This window comes from Faecalibacterium sp. Marseille-Q4164, assembly GCF_017377545.1.
Taxonomy (GTDB): Bacteria; Bacillota; Clostridia; order Oscillospirales; family Ruminococcaceae; genus Faecalibacterium; species Faecalibacterium duncaniae.
Window position 1 is genome coordinate 83,339 of the sequence record NZ_JAFREJ010000007.1, and the last position, 14,913, is coordinate 98,251.

Here is a 14,913-nt window from a genome sequence, read left to right on the forward strand (position 1 = left end):
GGAGAGGTTTAATCCGTTCCTTAGTCCCGATATTCTTCCATCTTGAAGGCCTCGTATACGTCGCCTTCCTTGACATCGGCAAACTTTGCCAGCGTAACGCCGCACTCGTAGCCCTCAGCCACTTCCTTGGCATCATCCTTGAAGCGCTTCAGAGATGCGATCTCGTCCTCCGTGATGACGATGCCGTCACGGACAACGCGCACCTTGCTGTCGCGGGTGATCTTGCCGCTGGTCACGCGGCAGCCTGCAACGGTGCCCACGTTGCTGATCTTGTAGACCTGACGGACCTGCAGCTCACCCAGAGCGACCTCGCGGAACTTGGGAGCCAGCATGCCCTTCATAGCATCGGTGACATCGTTGATGGCATCGTAGATGACGCGGTACATCCGCATCTCGACCTTGGTGGCAGCGGCTTCTTCCTTGGCCACGTTGTCGGGGCGGACATTGAAGCCGATGATGATGGCATTGGAGGCATCGGCCAGGTCAACGTCGGACTTGCTGATGGCACCGACACCGGCGTGGATGACGCGGACGCGCACCTCATCATTGGAGATCTTCTCCAGGCTCTGCTTGACGGCCTCGGCGGAGCCCTGCACATCAGCCTTGACGACAATGGCCAGCTCCTTCATATCGTTCTGTGCCATCTGGCTGAACAGGTTATCCAGAGTGACCTTCTGGAAGGAGGAGAACTGCTTCTCCTTGGCAGCGGCAATGCGCTGCTCTGCCAGCTCACGGGCCAGACGCTCGTCGGCAACGGCCTCGAACAGGTCGCCTGCCTCGGGCACAGCGGTCAGGCCGGTGATCTCCACGGGGGTGGAGGGGCCTGCATCGTTCAGCAGCATGCCCTTGTCGCTGCGCATGGTACGCACACGGCCCACAGCGGTACCGGCAATGATGACATCACCGGCATGCAGGGTGCCGTTCTGCACCAGAATGGTGGCGATGGGGCCCTGGCCCTTGTCCAGACGAGCCTCAACAACAGCACCCTTGGCGCGGCGGTTGGGGTTGGCCTTGAGCTCCATGACCTCGGCCTCCAGCGCGATCCGCTCCAGCAGGTCGTTGATGCCCATGCCGGTCAGTGCGGAAACGGGGATGCAGGCCACATCGCCGCCCCAGTCCTCGGTGATGATGCCGTACTTGGTCAGGCCTTCCATCACGCGCTCGGGGTTTGCAGTGGGCTTATCCATCTTGTTCATGGCCACGATGATCTTGACATTGGCAGCCTTGGCGTGGTTGATGGACTCCACGGTCTGGGGCATGATGCCGTCATCGGCGGCAACGACCAGAACAGCGATATCGGTCATGTTGGCACCGCGGGCACGCATGGAGGTGAATGCCTCGTGGCCCGGCGTATCCAGGAAGGTGATCAGGCTGTCGTTGATCTTGACCTGATATGCACCAATGGCCTGGGTGATGCCGCCAGCCTCGCCTGCGGTGACATTGGTCTTGCGGATGGCATCCAGGATACTGGTCTTACCGTGGTCAACGTGGCCCATGACACAGACAACGGGAGGACGCTCCACCAGATCCTCGGCGGAATCCTCCTCCTGGGTGAACAGGCGCTCCTCGATGGTCACATGCACCTCGTGCTCGACCTTTGCGTGGAACTCCTCAGCCAGCAGAGATGCGGTATCGAAATCGATCACATCGTTGATGGCGTGCATCTCGCCCATCTGCATGAACTTGGCAATGACCTTGCCGGCCTGCTGCTTCAGGCGGGCAGCCAGCTCGCCGACAGTGATCTCATCGGGGATCATCACCTTCAGCTGTGCGTTGCGGGCCTTTTCCAGCTGGATGCGCTGCAGGCGCTCGAACTCGGTCTCGCGCTTGCCCTTCTGGAACTGCTGGCGCTGGCGCTGGCCGCGCTGGGTGAACTTCTGCTTGTTGCCCTGCGGGGTGGGCTTGCGGCGGTTCTCGGTGTTCTTGGTGGAAGCCAGATCGTCGTAGCGGGCATCAAAGCGGTCCACGTTCACATCCACAGTGCGGGTATCGACCGTCACCTGGCTGTCCTCGCGGCGGACAGAGACGGACTGAGCGGGGGCAGCAGAGGCCTTGGCACCGGTCTCGCGGGCCAGCTCGCTCAGGGAGACAGTCTTCTCCTCGCGCTTCTTGTGCTGCTCGTTCTTCTTCTCGCCGTGCTTATTGTTGTTATTGTTTGCCTTGGGCTGCTCTGCCTTTGCGGCAGGGGCAGCGGGCTTTGCCTCGGGCTTCTTCTCAGCAGCCTTGGGCTCTGCCTTTTTCTCCGCAGGCTTCTCGGCCTTTTTCTCCGCCTTCTTTTCAGGCTGGGCAGGCTGCTTTGCGCTGTTCAGATACTCGTCCAGGCTGGCAACGCTGTTGTCCTTGCTGAATTTCTCCAGCAGGTAGTTCAGCTCGTTCTCCTCCAGGGTGGAGCTGTTCTTCTTGCCGGTGCTGCCCATGGCAGCCAGCTCATCCAGGACCTTCTTTGCAGAAACATTCAGATCCTTTGCAAAATCGCTCACTTTATATTTTACGGTCATTCGCTCATATCCTCCTCATTTTTGATTGCCCCGCAGTCCGAAAGACGGTCAAAGCAGAGCTTTGCGAGGTTGCGGTCAGTCACCGCGTAAACAGCCACAGGCTTGCGGCTGATATCGGCCAGGCGGTCCTGGGTCAGCGGCATGGAGATCACGTCCACCAGGTCGCCCACAGCGTAGTTCAGGCGCTGCACGGTCTTGGCGCTGGCATCGGACGCGACCATTACCAGCCATGCCTTGCTCTTGACGCAGGCATCTTCCACGGCATCAAAGCCCATGGTCAGCGCGCCTGCCTTGCGGCAGAGGCTCAGCGCCTGGAACAGCGCTTCTTCCGGGGCCATTTTGGGCTTTTCGGGGGTATTGTTATGCTTCGCCATTCGGCTGGGCCTCCTTTTCCACGTCGGCCAGCTGTGCGGCCAGCGCATCGTAAACCTCGGCGGGAACCGGCTGCTCAAAGCAGCGCTCCAGCGCCTTTTTCTTTTTGGCCTTTGCCAGACAGGCCGGGTCCGGGCAGAGGTAAGCGCCGCGGCCCGGCTTCTTGCCCACGGGGTCGATGCTGATCTCGCCGCTGGGGGCGCGCACCACCCGCACCAGTTCCTTTTTGGGGCGGCTGGTCATGCAGCCGATGCACTGGCGGGCAGGGATCTTTTTTTGTGCCATCCGGTTTCCCTCCTTCAGGTGCGGTCACAGCCGCTCTTACTCAGCGTCCTCGGTCTTGGGCTCGGCAGCCTTGGGCTCCTCGTCCTCGCCGTAGTAGCCGCTCTCGGGGCGGATGTCGATGTTGTAGCCGGTCAGGCGGGCGCACAGGCGGGCGTTCTGGCCCTTGTTGCCAATGGCCAGGCTCAGCTGCTGGTCGGGCACGGTGACGCGGCAGGAGCGGGTCTCGCCGGGCAGCAGCTCGACCTTGAGCACCTTGGCGGGGCTCAGGGCAGCGGAGATGAACTCGGAGACATCCTCGCTCCACTTGACGATATCGATCTTCTCACCGCCCAGCTTCTCGACCACAGCGGCCACACGGTCGCCGTGGGGGCCGATGCAGGCAGAAACGGGGTTGACGTTGGCATCCTTGCTCCAGACAGCCATCTTGGTGCGGGCACCGGCCTCGCGGCTGATGGCCTTGACCTCAACGGTGCCGTCATAGATCTCGGGCACTTCCAGCTCGAACAGGCGCTTGACCAGGCCCGGGTGGGTGCGGCTGATCATCACGCGGGCACCGCGCTCGCCGCTGACCACGTCCACAACGTAGACCTGCAGGGTCTGGCCCTCGGTGTAGGTCTCGCCGGGCACCTGCTCGTTGCGGGGCAGGATGGCCTCGCCGCCCTTGCCCAGGTCCAGGGCCACGATGCCCTTCTCGTTGTCCACGCGGGTAACGGTAGCCTGGATGATATCATGGGCGCGGGACTGGATCTCGCTCAGCTGCTGGCTGCGCTCGGCTTCCCGGATGCCCTGACGGATGACATGCTTTGCGGTCTGGGCAGCAATGCGGCCGAAGTCCTTGGTCTTGAGGGGGGTGACAACGCGGTCGCCGACCTCATAGCTCTTGCGGATCTTCTGAGCCTCGGTGATGCCGATCTCGGCGTGCTCATCGTACCAGTCCTCATCGGCGACAACGTTCTGCACCAGAGCGACGTTGAACTTGCCGCTGTCGGGGTCGATCTCCACCAGAACGTTGTCGTCCTCGACCTCATAGTTCTTCTTGACAGCGATCACGATAGCAGCCTTGATCTTCTCGATCAGGTACTCTGCGGTGATGCCGCGCTCATGCTCCAACATGGAGAGAGCTTCAAAAAATTCATTGTTCGCTGCAGCCATTTTTCGGGTTCCTCCTAAATATCATTCTTTCTCTTTTAATCAAACAGGTCCTCGTCGTCACACAGGCGCACTGTGCTGACGGCGGAAAGCTCGAACTGCATGGGGCCGGCCGGGCCTTCGAGCGTGATGGTATTGCCTTCGCGGGAAGTCAGGAGGCCGGAAAACTCCTTAACACCGTTCTCGTTGGCCCGGTACAGCCTGACGCTGATCTTCTGGCCCCGAACGGCTTCGTAGTGCTCCGGGCGGGTCAGCTTGCGGCCCAGGCCGGGGCTGCCGACTTCCAGATAATAGCTCTGTTCAATGGGGTCCGCCTCATCCAGGATGGGGTCCAGCGCATGGGAGACATCGGCACAGGTGTCGGTGTCCATGGTAGTGCCGTCCGTTTTGTCGATGAGGACACGGAGATACCAGTCCGGACCTTCCTTTTCAAAGACCACGTCCCACAGGCGCAGGCCCATGCCCTCCACAGTGGGGCGGACAAGCGCTTCGACTCTCTGGGCGGTATTTCCGCCAGACTGCTTCGCCATAAAAACCTCCAAACAAACAAGAAACGCGGACCTTGCGGCCCACGTTTCAGTAAAAGTTATATCGTACTATTAGAATATAGCATACTTCCGGTAATTATGCAAGGGGTTTCGTGAAATTTTGCCTTATCCTTTGCCGTACCACAGCACTTCAAGAATCAAAACCTTCTCACAATCTTCTTATGCATCATAGGTTTCCACTTCTGTTTTTGTATCTCCACACTTGGTACAGACATAATAATAAGTCACCTTGATAAAATCTCTTCCAATCGGCATATTCCGGAATTCCTCCCGGACAACCTTATCAAGATCATAATTATGCTTGCAGGTATCAGGTATAATCGGTTCCGGGGATACATCACATGCTTTTTGTTCTGCCGCTTCAATCAAACGGAACATTTCGCTCGACTGCTGCGCCACATGCTGATTTACATACGCTTCCACTTGCGTAAAATCATAGCTGGAAGTTCTTGAAGTTTCAACAAGTTCTTCTGCCTTTTCTTTTCCCAGAACCAGCTCCAGCATACTGTCAATCCGTTTCTGGGTCTCTGTTTCAAAATATTGATCGATTCTGGAGGTGTCAAACGCCGCAAAAGCCGTTGCACCAACAGATATAACCAGTAAAAGGCTTAATAGCACCGCTGTCAATCGTTTCATAGTTTGCATCTCCTTTCTCTTACCCATATTAATATCACTTATACGTGGTCACAATATATTCTGCACCGCAATTTGTGCAGACATAATACTCCGTAGTAACCGTATATGTTCTACCCGTCTTCGGGTCCGTTTCCGATACACTTGTAGCATACTTAAAGCTATACAAATGGCTGCATACATCCGGTATAATCGGTTCCGGAGATAAATCATGCGGAGCGATATTTCCTTCTGCAAAAGAAATCACGCCCATCGTACATACCATAGCCAAGGTCAATAGGAACATCATCAAACGCTTCATAGCATTTCCATCCTTTCATCTTGTCTTGTGGTTCGGTCAAAGTGCACTTTTTATAGTAAAAGTATAACATCCCCTTTTTTTGATGTCAATATTTTTCTTTCATGTGAAATATCTTTTGTGCATTCATACAATTATCGAGTTTCTAGTCGTTCTAAATAAGCAAAAATCCTTACAGACTAATCACAGACTGTAAGGATTTAACGAATTATTTATATTGAACGATTACAGCACCCAGACACCGTTCCGGAACAGTTCCACCACACGGCCGTCACGGCACTTGCCGGTGATGTGGCTGTCCTCTGCACCGATCATCACATCCTCATGGATGGTGGACTGGTTCATGCCGCGTTCTTCCAGCTGCTCCTTGGTCAGGCCGGTGCCGCCCTCGGTGGTGCCGGGGTAGCTGGCACCAAAGGCGATGTGGCAGGCAGCGTTCTCATCGAACAGGGTGCTGTAGAACAGCGCGCCGCTGCGGTTGATAGGGCTGGATGCGGGCACCAGTGCCACCTCACCGATATGGCGGGCACCCTCATCGGTATCCAGCAGTCGGCCCAGCAGGTCAGCGCCCTCCTCGGCTCCATGCTCAACGACTTTGCCATCCTTGAAGGTAACATGGAATCCCTTGATGAGCTGGCCATTGAACACATAGGGCTTGGTGCCGTAGACGATGCCGTCCACCTTATCCTTGTGGGGAGCAGTGAACACTTCCTCGGTGGGGATGTTGGGCAGGAAGAACACGCCCTTCTCGCTCTTGCTGCCAGCGCTCTCCCAGCTGGCCTTCTCGGCCAGACCCACGGTCAGGTCAGTGCCGTTGGCGCTCTCGAAGTGGACGCTTTCCAGATCAAGAGCATTCATCTTCTCGCCCAGACTGGTCAGACGGTCCAGATGTGCCTTCCACTCATTGACGGGGTCACCGCCGGTCACGCGGCAGACATCAAAGATGAGCTGCCACAGCTTCTCGATGGCGGCATCCGGTTCCAGCTCGGGGAACATCTTCTTTGCCCAGGGGGCGCTGGGCATGGCGGCAATGGACCACTGCACCCTGTCGTTCATGGTGTACTCCCGCCAGGGAGCCATAAATTTCCGGTTGGCGGCGTTCACACGGCTGATCTTGGCACCATCCAGACCGGCATAGACCTCGGGGTCATCCGCAATGAGGTGCAGCACGCAGACACTGCCCTCGCTCTCTGCGTAGTCGAGGTAGCGGCGCAGCTGGTAGGGCTTGCTGTCGGTCAGGGCCTCCTCGCTGCCCAGCTCCATCCGGGTGCGGGATACAGCATTGTCGCTCCAGTCCACCTGAACATCACGGGCACCGGCCTCAAAGCCGCTGCGCACACACAGGCGGGCCAGCGGGGCGGCCTCCAGCGGGCAGCGGATGATCATGGTCTGGCCCGGCTGAGGGTTCACGCCCACCCGAACGATAAAGTCAGCGTATTTTTTGAGCAGTTCATCAAAGTTTTTCACAAAAGGTTCCTTTCTGCCGCAAGAAACGGCATGGTTGTTTTGCCCTAAGTATACCCTCTTTTTTCAATTCTGTCCATCGGATAAAAGAAAACAAACGCTTCCGGCGTTGAAAAACGGGGAAACGTCTGCTATACTAACCTTGGGAGTGCTGTCCACATACGGTAAGCGGTCTAACCTTTCCGGCCCAAGCGTCGGGGAGGCGAATATTTTTGTCGTGCCCCTGACGCTCTGCTGCGAAAGGGGTGATGCTCTATGACGCTATTGGAAACTTTAGCCCTGCTGACGTTGCTTGCAACCGTCGGCTTTGGCGTGTTCGATATCGCATGGAAAATCTTCACACACAAAAAATGACCGCCCTCAGCGTCCAAACCTGAGCGGTCATTCTTTGTGAATAACTTGCCGGGAAGGTACTGACCGTTTGCCGGACAGCACTCTCTTTATCTATAATATACCACAGCCCCGCCGAAATTGCAACGGCGGGGCTGTTTTTATTTGGATCAGAACTCGATCTTGCTCTCGATATAGCTCTTGAGCTCGGAGATGGGCATACGCACCTGCTCCATGGTATCACGGTCGCGGACGGTGACGCAGTTGTCAGCCGCGATGCCCTTGGCCTCGTCACCCACGGTGTCGAAGTCCACGGTGATGCAGTAGGGAGTGCCGATCTCATCCTCGCGGCGGTAACGCTTGCCGATGGAACCGGTATCATCGTAGTCCACCATGAAGTACTTGCTCAGCTCATTGCGGATCTCCATGGCCTTGTCGCCCAGCTTCTTGCTCAGGGGCAGCACAGCGCACTTGTAGGGAGCCAGAGCCGGATGCAGGTGCAGGACGGTGCGGACATCTTCCTTGCCCTTGGCATCGACCAGATGCTCCTCATCGTAAGCCTCACACAGGAAGGCCAGCGCCACACGGTCGCAGCCCAGAGAGGGCTCGATCACGTAGGGGATGTAGTGCTCGTTGGTCTCGCTGTCGAAGTACTCCAGGCTCTTGCCGGAGGCCTCCTGATGGCGGGTCAGGTCGTAGTTGGTGCGGTCTGCAATGCCCCACAGCTCGCCCCAGTCGGTGAACGGGAAGGCATACTCGATATCGGTGGTGGCACGGCTGTAGAAGGCCAGCTCTGCGGGCTCGTGGTCGCGCAGGCGCAGGTGCTCCTTCTTGATGCCCAGGCTCAGCAGCCAGTTCTCGCAGTAGTTCTTCCAGTAAGCGAACCACTCCAGATCGGTGCCGGGCTTGCAGAAGAACTCGCACTCCATCTGCTCGAACTCACGGGTGCGGAAGGTAAAGTTGCCCGGGGTGATCTCGTTGCGGAAAGCCTTGCCCACCTGGCAGACACCGAAGGGCAGCTTGCGGCGGGTGGTGCGCTGGATGTTGGCAAAGTTGACGAAAATGCCCTGTGCGGTCTCGGGGCGCAGGTAGCAGGTAGAAGAGCTGTCCTCGGTAACACCGATGGCAGTCTTGAACATCAGGTTGAACTTGCGGATGGGGGTAAAGTCATGCTTGCCGCAGACAGGGCAGACGATGTCCTCGTGGTCGGCGATGAACTGATCCATCTCATCAAAGCTCATGGCATCCACATTGACCTCGGGATGCTCCTCACCGATCAGCTTATCGGCACGGTGGCGGGCCTTGCAGGCACGGCAGTCCAGCAGGGGGTCAGAAAAGCTGGAAACGTGGCCGGTGGTCACCCAGGTCTGGGGGTTCATAATGATGGCGGCATCCAGGCCCACATTGTAGGGGCTCTCCTGGACAAACTTCTTCAGCCATGCTTTCTTGACGTTGTTCTTGAACTCAACGCCCAGGGGGCCGTAGTCCCAGCTGTTGGCAAGACCGCCATAGATCTCAGAACCGGGGAACACGTAACCACGGTTCTTGCAGAGATTGACGATCATATCAAGGGTCTTTTCGCTCTGTTCCATTGTAATAACATCCTTTCCGTCCGCGGCTGGCTTGCCGTGTCGTGTGTGTTGTTTCGGGCAGCTTTCCCCACTGCCGCGTATCTCTACTTTATCATGTTTTCTTATATTTGTAAAGCAAAAGGCCGCTGCATTTCTGCAACGGCCCTTTCTTTCTGAGAAACAGGCGGGTTGACGTTTCCCTCATCTCCTAACACCGGGCGACGGCTGCCTGTTCCGTCCTCTGTTTCTCTTTGCAAGTTTTACTTATGATACTTCATACCGGCATTGATGGTACAGGCCCGGTAGATCTGTTCGGTCAGCACCAGGCGGGCCAGCTGATGTGGCATGGTGATGCGGCCCATACTGAATCTGAGGGCTGCGGCTTTTTTCACCTCATCGGACAGGCCATGGGAGGAGCCGATGACGAACGCCACATCCCCTGCCCCGCTGTTTGCGCGGTCGGCCAGGAACTGCGCCAGCTCATCGGAGGAGATCTGCCTGCCCTCAATGCACATGGCAACGATGGCAGCACCCTTGCGCACATTGGAGAGGATGGCTTTTCCTTCCTTCTCCAGTGCTTTTTTCACCACAGCATCGGAGGCATTTTTCTCCTCGATCTTTTCCTCCGGCAGCTCGATGATCCGGAATGCCGCAAAGGCAGCCAGACGCTTCTGGTACTCTGCCACGCCCTCGGCAAAATATTTTGCGTTCATTTTACCAATACAAATCAGGTCAATATTCTGCATTACAGCTTCCTCTTTTCAGGATAAACGATTTAAAATTGTCTCCGCTACTGCTTGAACTCCCTCAGTCACGGCTTACGCCGTGCCAGCTCCCTCGGAGAGGGAGCCTCTGGCGAAACCGGATACTTTGCAATTCAAGCAAAAGCTTTCCCGCCATGCCAAAGGCCCCATCCTAGAGGGGGCTGTCGAGCGAATGCGAGACTGGGGGAGTTTTTTACAGCATTGTCAGCTGCTCCCCCTCGTCCTCGGCGCGGATGAGTGCGCCGGTGGCGGGCAGGCTGCGGACACGGTAGCGGTGGGGGTTGGCAAGCTCCAGCGTTTCCGCCGGGACGACAGATGCAATGGTCTGGTTCTTTTTCAGGGTCACAACAGCAACACCCTGGCTGTCGCGGGTGGTCTTGGCAGCGATCTGCGCCGTGTTGACCAGCAGCATCCGGCCAGCGCTGGTGCGGATGGCCAGCTCCGTGTCCTCGGGCAGGAAGAGCAGCTTTGCCAGCGGCTCCTTGTCGGAATAGGCCTTGAGCAGCTTGCGGCGGTTCTGCTTGGTGGCGTAAGAGGCCAGCGGGATCTTTGCGCACTTGCCGCCCGCAAAGAAGAAGAGGACATAACCGCTGTAATCGCCCGTGATGACCATGGCGAGGATGTTCTCACCCTCATCCATTCCCAGACGGCCCGGCAGGTAGATGCCCATCTGGGCCACCTTGCCGTCCTCCAGCTCGTTCAGGCGCACCTTGTATACCTGCTGTTTGTCGGTAAAGAAGAGGGCCTCCACGTTGTTCCGCGTCTCCACCTGATGGATGATCTCATCGCCCTCTTTCAGCTTGTGGGCACCGGCGGTGCGCAGGCTCTGGGGCGGGATCTTTTTCAGGTAGCCCTCACGGGTAAAGAACACGGTAACAGGATAATCCGGGATGGATTCCTCTTCGGCACCGCTCTCCTCCTCGGGCAGATCATACAGGATCTCGCTGCGGCGGGGCTGGGCGTACTTTTTGGCCACATCGTTCAGCTCATTGATGATGATGCGGCGGATGCGGGCAGGCTTTGCCAGAACATCGTTCAGGTCGGCAATGTCCTTTTCCAGCTGTTCGATCTCACCCGTCCGCTTGAGGATATACTCCCGGTTCAGGTGACGCAGCTTGATCTCAGCCACATAGTCGGCCTGCACCTCGTCGATGCCAAAGCCGATCATCAGGTTGGGCACCACCTCGGTCTCCTCCTCAGTGGTGCGGATGATATGGATGGCCTTATCGATATCCAGCAGGATGGCGGCAAGGCCCTTGAGCAGGTGGAGCCGCTTTTCCTTGCCGTGGAGATCGTAGTAGGTGCGGCGGCGGACACACTCCATCCGGAAAGCGGTCCACTCCTGCAGAATCTCCCGCACGCCCATGACCCGGGGCTGACCGGACACCAGCACGTTGAAGTTGCAGCTGAAGCTGTCTTCCAGCGGGGTGGTCTTGTAGAGCTTGGCCATCAGCTTTTCCGGGTCCACGCCGCGCTTGAGGTCAAGGGTCAGCTTGAGGCCGTTCAGGTCGGTCTCATCCCGCATATCGCTGATCTCTTTGATCTTGCCCGTCTTGACCAGTTCGGCGATCTTGTCCATGATGGCTTCCACAGTGGTGGTGGGCGGGATCTGCGTGATCTCCAACATATTCTCGCCGGGCACCACATTGTACCGGGCACGCACCTTGATGCTGCCCCGGCCATTCTCATAGACCTCCCGCATCTGGGCCTCATCGTACAGGATCTGGCCGCCGCCCACGAAATCCGGGGCGGGCATGGTGGTGGAGATATCGTGTTTGGGATCCTTCATCAGGGCCACGGTGGTGGCGCACAGCTCTGCCAGATTGAAGGAGCAGATGTTGCAGGCCATGCCGACTGCAATGCCCAGGGTATTGTTGGCCAGAATGGTGGGGAAGGTCACGGGCAGCAGGGTCGGCTCGGTGGTGGTGCCGTCGTAGTTGGGCACAAAGTCCACGGTCTCCTTATCGATATCCCGGAACAGTTCCTCGCAGACACCCTCGAGCTTGGCCTCGGTATAACGGGCAGCGGCGCAGGACATATCCCGGCTGTACGCCTTGCCAAAGTTGCCCTTGCTGTCCACAAAGGGCACCAGCAGGCTCTCGTTGCCCCGGCCCATGCGCACCATGGTATCGTAGATGGCGGCATCACCGTGGGGGTTCAGGTGCATGGTGCTGCCCACGATGTTGGCCGACTTGGTGCGGGCACCCTTCAGCAGGCCCATCCCGTACATGGTGTACAGCAGCTTGCGGTGGGCGGGCTTGAAGCCATCGATCTCGGGCAGGGCGCGGGAGACGATGACGCTCATTGCGTAGGGCATATAGTTGGTCTCCAGCGTGCTGGTGATGGGATCTTCCAGCACACTGCCCGCGTTCAGGATCTCAACGCCGTCGCCCAGCTGCGGGCGGACAGGCTTGGTCGTTTTTTTGGTTGTTCGTTTTGCCATTTTTGCTCCTCTATATCAGCATCTATATCCCGGATCCAACCCCTCAGTCTCGCATACGCTCGACAGCCCCCCCTAATAGTGGGGCCCTTGGCATAGAGGGGAACTCGCAGGGCGTTCCGCAACGCCAGGGTCTCCCCTACTAGGGGAGGTGGCAATGCAAAGCATTGACGGAGGGGTTTATCTCGTCAGCTCACATCCAGATCATCCAGATATTCCGCGCCGTGCTGTGCAATATGTTCTTTGCGTCCGGCAAGGTTATCTCCCAGCAGCAGGTCAAACACCCGGGCCGTTTCCTCCACGTCCGTGGGCAGCACCTTGATCAGGCGGCGGCTCTCGGGGTTCATGGTGGTCAGCCACATCATCTCGGGGTCGTTTTCGCCCAGACCTTTGGAGCGCTGGATGGTATACTTTTTGTCGCCGATCTCCTTCAGGAAAGCTGCCTTTTCCGGCTCGGTGTAGGCAAAATAGGTGCGATCCTTTGTGGTGATCTCATACAGCGGCGATTCCGCGATATAGACATAGCCCTCGTTGATCAGAGTGGGGGTCAGCCGGTAGAGCATGGTCAGCACCAGCGTGCGGATCTGGTAGCCGTCCACGTCAGCATCGGTACAGATGACGATCTTGTTGTAGCGCAGGTTATCGATGTTGAAGGTGGCAAGCTCCTTGTTGTGCTTGCCGCCCAGCTCCACGCCGCAGCCCATGACCTTGATAAGGTCCACGATGACATCGGACTTGAAGATGCGGGCGTAATCGGCCTTCAGGCAGTTCAGGATCTTGCCGCGGATGGGCATGATGGCCTGATATTCACTGTCGCGGCTCTGCTTGACCGCGCCCATAGCGGAATCGCCCTCCACGATGTAGAGCTCCCGGCGGGAAGCATCCTTGGTGCGGCAGTCCACGAACTTCTGCACCCGGTTGGCCAGATCGATCTGGGTGGAGAGCGTCTTTTTGATGCTCTGTCGGGTCTTTTCGGCGTGCTCGCGGCTCTGCTTGTTCACCAGCACCTGCTGGCAGATCTTCTGGGCCTCCTCCGGCTTTTCAAGGAAGTAGACCTCCAGGTAATGCTTGAGGAAATCAGTCATGGCCTGCGAGACGAACTTGTTCGTGATGGCCTTTTTGGTCTGGTTTTCGTAGCTGGTACGGGTGGAGAAGCTGGACGAGACGTAGACCAGGCAGTCCTGCACATCCTGGAAGCTGATGGCACTCTCGCCCTTCTTATAGAGGTTCTTGTCCTTCAGGTATTTGTTGATCTGGTAGACAAACGCCGTGCGGACGGCGTGCTCGGGGCTGCCGCCGTGCTCCAGCCAGGAGGAGTTGTGATAGTATTCCAGCAGCTGCACCTTATTGGAGAAGCAGAAGGCAGCGCTCATCCGCACCTTATAATCCGGCTGATCCTCACGGTCACGGCCGGAGGCCTCGCTTTCGCAGCTGAACACCGGGGTCAGGGTGTCCTCTCCTGCCACCTCCTGCACATAGTCGGCGATGCCGTTCTGGTAGCACCAGCTCTCCTTCCAGGGCTTGCCGGTGGCGGGGTCCTTTTCCTTTTCGTCCGTAAAGTTCAGGGTCAGGCCCGCGTTGACCACGGCCTGACGGCGCAGCACATCCTTATAGTAGCTGCCGGGCACGTCAATGTCCGTAAACACCTCATCGTCGGGCTTCCAGTGGATGATGCTGCCGGTACGGCGGCCCTTGTATGGTTCCTTCTGCAGGCCGCCCACATTCTCACCCCTTTTGAAGTCGAGGTGGTAATGAAAGCCGTCGCGATAGATATCGGCGGTCATCCAGGCAGAAGCGTACTGGGTGGCGCACAGGCCCAGACCATTCAGGCCCAGGCTGAACTCGTAGTTGTCCTCGCCCTCACCGTATTTGCCGCCCGCGTACATCTCACAGAACAGCAGCTCCCAGTTGTAGCGGCCCTCGCCGTTGTTCCAGTCCACGGGCATACCGCGGCCAAAGTCCTCCACGATCACGCTGCCGTCCTTGCAGCGGGTCACATTGATGGTATCGCCGTGGCCATCGCGGGCTTCATCAATGGAGTTGGAGACGATCTCAAAAATAGAGTGGGCGCAGCCTTCCACGCCGTCTGAGCCAAAGATAACGGCCGGGCGCTTGCGCACACGGTCGGCACCCTTCAGCGAAGTAATGCTTTCGTTGCCATATTCCTGTTTTCTTGCCATGCTGTCCTCCAGGCCTGTTCTCTTGTAATGAGCAGGTCGTCAAATCAAAACGCCTTTGCTCTTTCCCTTATAATAAGTATAAGCGATGTGTAAAGAGCAAAAGCGTCGGTGTTCTTTTCTTTTATTAAACCATAGGTTGTATTACTTGTCAATTTCTTCGGGCAGATTTCTTGTCCTCCTGATCCGGCAGAAAAAAGCCCAGAAAGTCATTCTTATTTTGCGCGTTGAAACGCATAAAACGAAAAAAGTTTCAGTTTTTTTCAAAAATTTTGAATTTACCCCTTTACAAAATCAAAATTTCAGGTATAATAATCATCGTCCGGTGCGCCTCTGTAGCTCAGTCGGTAGAGCAGGGGACTGAAAATCCCCGTGTCATTGGTT

At 57.3% G+C, this 14,913-nt stretch carries 12 protein-coding genes; all 12 read right to left on the reverse strand.

Annotated elements, in window-relative coordinates; translation table 11 throughout:
• Positions 1-20 precede the first annotated feature (20 nt).
• The 12 genes from infB to J3352_RS08680 all read right to left on the reverse strand — a co-directional run bounded on the left by infB (position 21) and on the right by J3352_RS08680 (position 14,532).
• Positions 21-2,498 (reverse strand): translation initiation factor IF-2, encoded by a 2,478-nt coding sequence (gene infB, locus J3352_RS08625; protein ID WP_097770980.1) that lies wholly within the window; start codon positions 2,496-2,498, stop codon positions 21-23.
• Positions 2,495-2,872 carry a hypothetical protein gene (locus tag J3352_RS08630; RefSeq protein WP_005933129.1) on the reverse strand — a complete coding sequence of 126 codons (378 nt, stop codon included), beginning with the start codon at positions 2,870-2,872 and terminating at the stop codon, positions 2,495-2,497. Before J3352_RS08630 ends, infB begins: the two co-directional genes overlap by 4 nt.
• Positions 2,859-3,155, reverse strand: coding sequence for an RNase P modulator RnpM (gene rnpM / locus J3352_RS08635; RefSeq protein WP_005933128.1), 297 nt, complete (start codon positions 3,153-3,155; stop codon positions 2,859-2,861). Before rnpM ends, J3352_RS08630 begins: the two co-directional genes overlap by 14 nt.
• 36 nt (positions 3,156-3,191) lie before the next feature.
• Complete coding sequence (gene nusA, locus J3352_RS08640) at positions 3,192-4,307, reverse strand: transcription termination factor NusA (protein WP_097770979.1); 1,116 nt, start codon at positions 4,305-4,307, stop codon at positions 3,192-3,194.
• Between the two features lie 35 nt (positions 4,308-4,342).
• A complete protein-coding gene (rimP, locus tag J3352_RS08645; RefSeq protein WP_097770978.1) occupies positions 4,343-4,834 on the reverse strand; it encodes a ribosome maturation factor RimP in 492 nt (163 codons plus the stop codon).
• 177 nt (positions 4,835-5,011) lie between these two features.
• On the reverse strand, positions 5,012-5,488 hold the full coding sequence (locus J3352_RS08650) for a hypothetical protein (RefSeq protein WP_156061964.1): 477 nt from the start codon (positions 5,486-5,488) through the stop codon (positions 5,012-5,014).
• A 34-nt stretch (positions 5,489-5,522) separates the two neighbouring features.
• On the reverse strand, positions 5,523-5,786 hold the full coding sequence (locus tag J3352_RS08655) for a hypothetical protein (RefSeq protein WP_143405741.1): 264 nt from the start codon (positions 5,784-5,786) through the stop codon (positions 5,523-5,525).
• A 222-nt stretch (positions 5,787-6,008) separates the two neighbouring features.
• On the reverse strand, positions 6,009-7,250 hold the full coding sequence (locus tag J3352_RS08660) for an aminopeptidase (protein ID WP_156065972.1): 1,242 nt from the start codon (positions 7,248-7,250) through the stop codon (positions 6,009-6,011).
• A 497-nt stretch (positions 7,251-7,747) separates the two neighbouring features.
• Complete coding sequence (locus tag J3352_RS08665) at positions 7,748-9,169, reverse strand: glycine--tRNA ligase (RefSeq protein WP_154276383.1); 1,422 nt, start codon at positions 9,167-9,169, stop codon at positions 7,748-7,750.
• Between the two features lie 239 nt (positions 9,170-9,408).
• Complete coding sequence (rlmH, locus tag J3352_RS08670) at positions 9,409-9,894, reverse strand: 23S rRNA (pseudouridine(1915)-N(3))-methyltransferase RlmH (RefSeq protein WP_097770974.1); 486 nt, start codon at positions 9,892-9,894, stop codon at positions 9,409-9,411.
• Positions 9,895-10,105: 211 nt separating this feature from the next.
• Positions 10,106-12,355, reverse strand: coding sequence for a DNA gyrase subunit A (locus J3352_RS08675; RefSeq protein WP_097772531.1), 2,250 nt, complete (start codon positions 12,353-12,355; stop codon positions 10,106-10,108).
• Between the two features lie 185 nt (positions 12,356-12,540).
• Complete coding sequence (locus J3352_RS08680) at positions 12,541-14,532, reverse strand: type IIA DNA topoisomerase subunit B (protein ID WP_005933111.1); 1,992 nt, start codon at positions 14,530-14,532, stop codon at positions 12,541-12,543.
• Positions 14,533-14,913: the final 381 nt, after the last annotated feature.